Origin of the sequence: Agromyces sp. NPDC057679 (assembly GCF_042799635.1) — a bacterium.
Classification (GTDB): Bacteria; Actinomycetota; Actinomycetes; order Actinomycetales; family Microbacteriaceae; genus Agromyces.
This window is the reverse complement of the sequence record NZ_JBHVIK010000007.1, coordinates 1-5,966: the sequence shown is the minus strand read 5'-3', so window position 1 is coordinate 5,966 and position 5,966 is coordinate 1. Positions and strand designations below refer to the sequence as shown.

Genomic DNA, 5,966 nt, shown 5'->3' with positions numbered 1-5,966 from the left:
GCAGCTTCATTAATATCTGCGGCAATGACAATCGCACCTTCCTTGCTAAATAAATCTACCATCTTTTCGCCGATACCTGAAGCACCACCAGTAATAATTGCGACTTTATTTTCCAATTTCCCCATTACTCTTCACTCCTCAATATAAACTTTAATTCCAAAAACCTGCTTGTTCTAATTTCTTTTTCCCATTGAAGGAGATAAAGATACAAACAATATTAATAACCAACATCACGACAATAGCATATAAAGCCGGAGTATAACTTCCCGTATAATCAAAAATATATTCATAAGCAGGATGGGCGACGATGGAGGAAATCGCCAATCCTGGCATTTTTCGCGCCATCAGTATTATAATCGGCAATTACAACCTTTGCTCCTTCTTTCGCCAACAATGTCGCAGAGGACAACGCTATACCAGAAGCCCCACCAGTTACAAGGGCGATTTTCCCTTTTACTCTTCCCATTTTATTAACCACCTTTGTAAAAAATTATTGTTTACTAAGTTTGGTGATATGCTGAAACCACCTCCTTTGGTAGCATTTATTACATCTCTTTTTTTGTATGGGATACAATGATGTAACTTATTTTTTTACGATTAATACAGGGATTTGGGAACGGTGCAGTACACCATGTGCCACACTTCCCAATAGCGCTCGATCTATGGCTCCTCTTCCATGACTTCCTAATACAATAAGATCAACTTTTTCCGATTGAGCAACATTACAAATTGTTCGACTGGGATGCCCTGTTTGATGACTAAATAGAAGTCGTTCTTTCCAATTGGAAAGTACACCCTCTATGATTTGTTTTTCAATACGGCTACTAAGTTCTTCTTCAAATCGGTCAACTGCTTCCGGTGCTAAATCATAGGCGTAATTTTCCTTTGCCGAAACGTAAAGCACGATACATGTTGCATTTGGCCAAGCTTCTAAGAATTCCCCCGTCATTTTTGCGGCATGCTCGGAATAAGTCGAGCCATCTGTAGCAAATAAAATTTTTTCCATTTGTAAACCTCCTAATAATGATTAGTTACATCGTGAAATACGTAATGACTGATAGAAGAACGGATGTAATGGTCATGGCAAGAAGTGGTCGTAACGCCTTCGTGCGAAGATCCTTAAGGCTAACATTCAAACCTAATCCAATCATTGCCATTGTCAATATAAATGAAGTGAAGAAGGATACCCCATTCATGATATTAGTTGGAATCGTAATCATATTACCAAGTACATAGCTTCCGAATAGGCTCATGATAATAAACCCTATAAGAAACCATGGGAATTCAATTTTTGTATCGGAATCAGAATCTGATTTTCCTTTACGTTTCATCCAGTACATAAGAATAAAGCTTAGTGGAACAAGTAAGAATACCCGTCCTAGTTTGGCTAACAAAGCAATTGCAAGGCCATCTGGGCCCGCTGGTGCACCAGCTAGGGCTACGTGTGCAATCTCATGTAAACCAACGCCTGACCAAATACCGTATTGTAAATCAGTTAATGGTAGAAAAGGTCTTAAGATGGTGTATCCAATGGCAAAAATAGTACCAACTAGGGCGATAATACCTGCGCCTATTGCAGTATCTTCATCTTTTGCTTTCAAAATTGGTGAGACAGCGGCAATCGCTGCCGCACCACAAACTCCCGTTCCAATCCCTAGTAATAGGGATAATGAAGAGTCTGCTTTTAGCAATTTCCCAATCAATATGGTAAGAAATATTGCAAAGACAATGGAACCGACATCCCTAACAAGTAATCCTAACCCTTGGTGTAAAACAACGTCGATATTAAGTTTTAATCCAAAAAGTATAATTGCAAACCTTAAAAGCCTTTTGGCGGAAAATTGTATGCCTGTACGAAACTTCTCTGGATATCCCCGTATTTGTCGATAAATAACGGCGATAATGATGGCACAAGCAAGTTGCCCGATATGATCAAGTACAGGTAATTTGGATAATCCAAAACCCACCAATGCAATAATAAAAGTAAAGCCAATTCCTCCAAGCCAATTTCCTAATGAAAATGACTTTCGCTTAGCTAATGTGTCTGTCATATTAAAAACTCCTTTAAATGATTTCTTGTTTTTATAATAGGCTCTATTAAATGATAAGTAAAATCAGTTATAATGATTACTATGATAAGTAATTATTTATCATACTTTCTGAAGTGAAATTAAAGGTGGAGAAGAAATGGACCAATCATTACATGTTTTTGTCACGGTTGCAGAACAAAAAAATTTCACACGTGCTGCTGAAATTCTTCATATGACACAGCCAGCCGTCAGCAGTTATATACAGAACTTAGAGCGATCGATGGATATAAAATTATTAGAAAGAACCAATAAGTTTGTCAGGCTTAATAAAGCTGGCGAAATTGTTTATCACCATGCAAAGAATATTTTAGGTCTATATACCAGAATGGAAAATCTTTTGGTTGAACTAAAACATACTGCAAGTGGTATCCTATCTATTGGTTCTAGCTATACCTACGGGGAATACATTCTTCCCTATAAAATTGCCAACTTACTTAAGATCTATCCAAAGCTAATTCCAAATATCACAATAAAGAATTCGAATGAAATTGTTGAATTAGTTATGCATCATCAAATTGATGTGGGGATAATAGAAGGAGATGTTACAAATGAGAAAATTAATATCATGCCATTTGCCTGTGATTATTTATCAATCACCGTAGCATCAAACCATCACTTACTAAACACACATAAAATAAAACCTTTTGATTTGAGTCAGGAGACATGGCTTATTCGTGAAGAGGGTTCAGGGACGAGGAAAATGCAGGATAAGGGCTTTGAAAAATTGGGTTTCTATCCCAAAAATATTATGACCTTTGGGAGTACGCAAGTGATCAAGGAATCAATTGAGGCTGGTTTAGGGATTTCTTTGCTTTCGCATTCAGCTATAAGAAATGAACTGGAACTAGAAAAGTTAAAATTGCTGAATATTAATGGTTTTCCAATCAAAAGAAATTTTTCGCTTGTAACTACACCTTCCAAATTTCAAACAAAAGCAACCGGGGTTTTTGTCGAATTATTAGTTAAAGAGTGAAATTAATTTAGCTCCCAGAATTGGGAAATCTTCCAAATCATCTTTGAATTTAGGAGGTATTACATGAGGGTCATTTTAACTGATTCATGTCGAGGAAAATTATCAGGAGTTACCATTCCCAAAAATTATGGAATCCGATTAATAGCTGATTACGAGGGCGGTGGTTGTAGCTGTGGCCTGACTATTAGAATGAAATTAGATTTAAGGAATCAAGGAGATTTATTTGTGATTTCAGACCATATTTCACTATTAATGGATAAAGCGTCTTATAGAATTCTTGGGTCTAATGAATTTACACTAGATTATAAAGATGATTTAGCATTTATCCTAAAAACGAAAAATGAAACATTGGCATATGGGATTTGGTTTAGTGATTAAGTCATTATATATCATGTGTACACGTATTGAATAAATGTTTGATTATATATTATATCTAAAATTTATTTGAATTTGAAAAGTGTATTATTTGTAAGCAGATTTGCGATTCTGCATTAAAGACTAACTGAATCAATTTCTACACTTTCAATCCCCTTAATTTTACTTGGAGTTGCTTATTCAAGAGTAGGGCGCCATTGTTAAAGAGCAAAGGAAAGAAATGATTAAACTTTTTTATAAAAATCTCATACTTAGCTAAAAAGAGTGACTCCATTTTGATCAATCTTTTTTCAAAGTGGAGTTTTTACATTTGCCGTCAAATAAGGATTGAATGAAGTTTTTTAATCAATCTTTATTCTAAAGCTACAAATTTCTTTTGTGACAAGGTATAACGGTGAAGAAGTTGCCGTAATTGAAATAGCTTTATAAAAAAGAAGGCAGCCCCATAAGGGCTGCTTTTTGGTTGTTTGTAGACATGTAGACGTGTCTACATTTGGTCGGTTAAATGGTTACTGCTTTTTCAGCTACTTGAATTGGTTTGTTAGTAAAAGTTGTGTCTTTCACTAAGGGCTGCACAGCAGCAGCTAGTAACAAGCCCGAAACAGTTAGCAGACTGAACAAAATTGTTTTTTTCTTCACATTAACGCCTCCGACATTTGTATGACTTTATCTTTCGCAAAATGGCCGTGTTCAAAATAGTATGCAGCTTTTTCGAAGTCATCCCTATTCTTATAATATTCAGCTATTTCTATTGAGAGATCGGCTGTCTCTGACCACAGCTGCATTTTTTCGAGGACTTCGATGTTTTGTCTGACCTCTTGGTCATTTTGCTTTTCATATAAAGAATGGATCAACTTTAATTTCGCTAAATACTCCCGTTCTCCTTCAGCCGTAGCTTTTTTCAAAGCTTTGTCATACCATGTTCGGGCAAGTTCGTAATCGCCTAATTGAAAAAGCACTTTACTAAGCATATACGCCGAGCGGACACCTACAAATGACTCTATATGTTCTGGAATAGTCCAAGCTTGTTCAAAACAGGTTGATGCTTCAGCAAACATTTTTCGCCGTTCATAAGCAATTCCTAAGTTAAAAAGGGCCAAACTTTCAGAGTATCTAAAGTCATTTGCTTTTGCTATAGTTCTTGCGCTTTCGTAGTGCTTTTCAGCTTCTTCAAAGAGCAGCAAATCAAGTTTATTAGCACCTAGCATCATTTCACAGTTGATTGTTTTTTCTTTATATGTGTCATGTGCTTTGAATGTGTCGTAAGCAATTTCAGCATGCACTAGTGAGAAATGGTTTTGATCTATCTGATAATAAGCTTTTGACAAGTAGTAATGGAATTCAGCTTTTTCGATTTCATCAGGGATCCTTTTAAGGCGTTCCTCGGCTATTTTGTAGTACATAATGGCTTTAGTGTATTGCTTTTTATAATACGCGTACATGCCGGAGAAAAAGAAAAAATAATACTGGATCATATCATCAGTTTCGTGTTCTTCGGCAGTTTTTTCGAGCTCGTCAAGAACGCCGCCGGACTTGCTATATTCCTCTTTTAGAAGCAGATAACGTGCATCTAAAAGGTTATAGTAAAGCAAAACGTCTTGGTTCTCATCCATTGAATCCAGAAGAGGTTGTATTTCTTCTTTTTTTGCATCTGCTGCCGATATATTATGCTGTTTAATGCTTGAATACCATTGATTCAGCATGTTTGCAACTTTTTCATATGCAATTGGTGAGCTCAATAAGATTACCCCCTTTATCAATTTTTTCGAATCTTATAAATAATTACATTATGGCAGAGGGAAGGGTTATTTTGAAGAGAATTGTAAAAAAAAGAGAGTATTTACCCGTGTAGACATGTAGACACGTCTACAATGTGGTGTTATTATCAATATAATAAGACAAGCTCATTCGGAGCTTCAGGAGGTAATTTAATGGCGGCCAAGACAATTAATTTCGCCAATTTTAAGGGCGGCGTAGGCAAGACGATGACAGGTATTCTAACTGCGCGCTGGTTCAGCAAATTCGGTTTTAAAGTGTTATTTATTGATTTAGACCCGCAAGCCAACGCAACAAGTATTTTGCTACGATCTACTGGAATTGAAGATTTTGAAAGATCACTATACGAAGGGATCAAAGCCGGAGATATTACGAATTGTATCGTTCCTACCTTTGAAAATTTGGATTTGATTCCAAGCGACTTGGATTTAGTTGGTTTACCTATTTTTTTGAATGACACAGTAAAGGGAAACATAAAATCTCGAGCTTATCTTTTAGATCATTTGATTGAGCCATTGCGCAATGATTATGATTTTATTTTCATTGATACACCGCCAACGATTTCCGATTTTACGAATAATGCGGTTGTTGCTGCGGATTATGCAGCGCTTGTCATGCAAACACAGGATTGGAGCTTTAAAGCCACACAGCAATTCATTCCGTACCTACAGGAAATGATACATGCTTATGAAACGGATATTGATTTACTGGGAGTCATCCCCTTGCTGATCGAATCGAGAAGTCCTAGTGAT

Annotated in this window: 9 protein-coding genes; 3 read left to right on the top strand and 6 right to left on the bottom strand. The window is 36.3% G+C overall.

Features of this window, described 5'->3' with window-relative positions; genetic code table 11:
* The 5 genes from ACFVAJ_RS21635 to ACFVAJ_RS21615 all read right to left on the bottom strand — a co-directional run.
* On the bottom strand, window positions 1-125 hold a 125-nt coding region (locus ACFVAJ_RS21635; protein ID WP_376947927.1), incomplete at its 3' end, for an SDR family NAD(P)-dependent oxidoreductase.
* Window positions 126-150: 25 nt separating this feature from the next.
* Window positions 151-345 (bottom strand): hypothetical protein, encoded by a 195-nt coding sequence (locus ACFVAJ_RS21630; RefSeq protein WP_140419811.1) that lies wholly within the window; start codon window positions 343-345, stop codon window positions 151-153.
* The gene (locus tag ACFVAJ_RS21625) at window positions 287-466 is read right to left on the bottom strand and encodes an SDR family NAD(P)-dependent oxidoreductase (protein ID WP_063262615.1); all 180 of its coding nucleotides are present in this window, start codon (window positions 464-466) and stop codon (window positions 287-289) included. The genes ACFVAJ_RS21630 and ACFVAJ_RS21625 overlap by 59 nt, the downstream gene beginning before the upstream one ends.
* 117 nt (window positions 467-583) lie before the next feature.
* A complete protein-coding gene (locus ACFVAJ_RS21620; RefSeq protein WP_063262616.1) occupies window positions 584-1,006 on the bottom strand; it encodes a universal stress protein in 423 nt (140 codons plus the stop codon).
* Window positions 1,007-1,031: 25 nt separating this feature from the next.
* Window positions 1,032-2,051, bottom strand: coding sequence for a YeiH family protein (locus tag ACFVAJ_RS21615; protein ID WP_063262617.1), 1,020 nt, complete (start codon window positions 2,049-2,051; stop codon window positions 1,032-1,034).
* Between the two features lie 136 nt (window positions 2,052-2,187).
* Between ACFVAJ_RS21615 and ACFVAJ_RS21610 the strand changes: the two genes are divergently transcribed.
* Window positions 2,188-3,063: a LysR family transcriptional regulator gene (locus tag ACFVAJ_RS21610; protein WP_063262618.1), complete on the top strand. Its 876-nt coding sequence runs from the start codon at window positions 2,188-2,190 to the stop codon at window positions 3,061-3,063.
* A 63-nt stretch (window positions 3,064-3,126) separates the two neighbouring features.
* Entirely contained in the window at window positions 3,127-3,441 is a 315-nt protein-coding gene (locus ACFVAJ_RS21605) for a hypothetical protein (protein ID WP_063262619.1), read from the top strand.
* A 632-nt stretch (window positions 3,442-4,073) separates the two neighbouring features.
* Here the strand turns inward: ACFVAJ_RS21605 and ACFVAJ_RS21600 are convergent.
* On the bottom strand, window positions 4,074-5,177 hold the full coding sequence (locus tag ACFVAJ_RS21600) for a tetratricopeptide repeat protein (protein ID WP_375838818.1): 1,104 nt from the start codon (window positions 5,175-5,177) through the stop codon (window positions 4,074-4,076).
* A 192-nt stretch (window positions 5,178-5,369) separates the two neighbouring features.
* Here ACFVAJ_RS21600 and ACFVAJ_RS21595 point away from each other — a divergent pair.
* Window positions 5,370-5,966: ParA family protein (locus tag ACFVAJ_RS21595; protein WP_376947923.1), on the top strand; the 597-nt coding region annotated here is incomplete at its 3' end.